General features: G+C 53.8%; 1 rRNA gene. It reads left to right on the forward strand.

The features are described 5' to 3' along the window. Positions 1-185: 185 nt before the first annotated feature. Positions 186-1,723: ribosomal RNA gene (locus tag ACP7B9_RS17165) — 16S ribosomal RNA — on the forward strand. Positions 1,724-1,869: the final 146 nt, after the last annotated feature.

A 1,869-nucleotide genomic window follows, 5' to 3' on the forward strand; every position in this document is an offset into this window, starting at 1 on the left:
GTTGTTGTTTGAGAACTCAATAGTGTGCCAAGTTTTATTGATACCAATTTATTTATATTGAATTGGTTATTTGGTTTTGTTGTTGCCGCCCCTGTGGTGATGGCAGGACCGTTTAGCTGGTTTCGAATTTAGTGCATGCAGTCATTTACCTTTTTCCGGTGTGATTGTGTGTGTCTGTTTAGTTATTAACGGAGAGTTTGATCCTGGCTCAGGATGAACGCTGGCGGCGTGCTTAACACATGCAAGTCGAACGATGAACCGGTGCTTGCACTGGGGATTAGTGGCGAACGGGTGAGTAACACGTGAGTAACCTGCCCTTAACTCTGGGATAAGCCTTGGAAACGGGGTCTAATACTGGATATTGACTTTTCCTCGCATGGGGATTGGTTGAAAGATTTATTGGTTTTGGATGGACTCGCGGCCTATCAGCTTGTTGGTGAGGTAATGGCTCACCAAGGCGACGACGGGTAGCCGGCCTGAGAGGGTGACCGGCCACACTGGGACTGAGACACGGCCCAGACTCCTACGGGAGGCAGCAGTGGGGAATATTGCACAATGGGCGAAAGCCTGATGCAGCGACGCCGCGTGAGGGATGACGGCCTTCGGGTTGTAAACCTCTTTCAGTAGGGAACAAGGCCAGGCATTGTCTGGTTGAGGGTACTTGCAGAAGAAGCGCCGGCTAACTACGTGCCAGCAGCCGCGGTAATACGTAGGGCGCAAGCGTTATCCGGAATTATTGGGCGTAAAGAGCTCGTAGGCGGTTTGTCGCGTCTGCCGTGAAAGTCCGGGGCTCAACTCCGGATCTGCGGTGGGTACGGGCAGACTAGAGTGATGTAGGGGAGACTGGAATTCCTGGTGTAGCGGTGAAATGCGCAGATATCAGGAGGAACACCGATGGCGAAGGCAGGTCTCTGGGCATTAACTGACGCTGAGGAGCGAAAGCATGGGGAGCGAACAGGATTAGATACCCTGGTAGTCCATGCCGTAAACGTTGGGCACTAGGTGTGGGGGACATTCCACGTTTTCCGCGCCGTAGCTAACGCATTAAGTGCCCCGCCTGGGGAGTACGGCCGCAAGGCTAAAACTCAAAGGAATTGACGGGGGCCCGCACAAGCGGCGGAGCATGCGGATTAATTCGATGCAACGCGAAGAACCTTACCAAGGCTTGACATGAACTGGAAACACTTGGAAACAAGTGCCCCGCTTGCGGTCGGTTTACAGGTGGTGCATGGTTGTCGTCAGCTCGTGTCGTGAGATGTTGGGTTAAGTCCCGCAACGAGCGCAACCCTCGTTCTATGTTGCCAGCACGTAATGGTGGGGACTCATAGGAGACTGCCGGGGTCAACTCGGAGGAAGGTGAGGACGACGTCAAATCATCATGCCCCTTATGTCTTGGGCTTCACGCATGCTACAATGGCCGGTACAATGGGTTGCGATACTGTGAGGTGGAGCTAATCCCAAAAAGCCGGTCTCAGTTCGGATTGGGGTCTGCAACTCGACCCCATGAAGTCGGAGTCGCTAGTAATCGCAGATCAGCAACGCTGCGGTGAATACGTTCCCGGGCCTTGTACACACCGCCCGTCAAGTCACGAAAGTTGGTAACACCCGAAGCCGGTGGCCTAACCCCCTTGTGGGGAGGGAGCTGTCGAAGGTGGGACTGGCGATTGGGACTAAGTCGTAACAAGGTAGCCGTACCGGAAGGTGCGGCTGGATCACCTCCTTTCTAAGGAGCACCAAACACCACGAGATGACCCGCATGGGTTGTGTTGGTGGTGCGAGGAGTAAAGACTCATTGCCAGAACGCATGTTTCTGGGTGAGTTGCTCAAGGGTGGAATATCAATAAAATAAGTGCCTGCCGGCACGAGGCA

This window comes from Arthrobacter sp. TWP1-1 (assembly GCF_049897845.1).
Classification (GTDB): Bacteria; Actinomycetota; Actinomycetes; order Actinomycetales; family Micrococcaceae; genus Specibacter.